Source organism: Cellulosimicrobium sp. AB352 (genome assembly GCF_049538415.1).
Lineage (GTDB): Bacteria > Actinomycetota > Actinomycetes > Actinomycetales > Cellulomonadaceae > Cellulosimicrobium > Cellulosimicrobium funkei.
This window is the reverse complement of sequence record NZ_JBMVFX010000055.1, coordinates 1-380: the sequence shown is the minus strand read 5'-3', so window position 1 is coordinate 380 and position 380 is coordinate 1. Positions and strand designations below refer to the sequence as shown.

1 protein-coding gene is annotated in these 380 nt (G+C 72.4%); it reads right to left on the bottom strand.

Annotated features, from left to right (window positions below; translation table 11 throughout):
• On the bottom strand, positions 1 to 380 hold a 380-nt coding region (locus tag ACPCUX_RS18805; RefSeq protein ID WP_423389398.1), incomplete at both ends, for an Ig-like domain-containing protein.

Here is a 380-nt window from a genome sequence, read left to right as displayed (position 1 = left end):
ACCTGGACGGAGTCGCCGTCGGGGTCGATGCCGTCCAGCGGGACCGCGATGCGCACGCTGGACCCGGACAGCACCCGGGCCTCGATCTCGCGCGGCTGCGGCGGGGCGTTGTCCTCGCCGTCGCGGATCCGGATCGTGACCTGGGCCGAGTCCTCCTGCCCGTTGACGTCCCGCACCCGGTAGATCGCGTACGCCGTGCCCGCCTCCGAGCCCGCCTTGAACCGCAGCGTGTCCTCCGAGACGAACGCCTCGCCCAGCGCCGGGTCCACGTCCTGCTCCAGCTCGGGCTGCAGGAACAGCTCCAACCCGTCCGGGTGCGTGTCGTTCTTCAGCACCGGGACCGTCACCACGTCCCCCGCGTGCACCGTCACCTCGTCCGC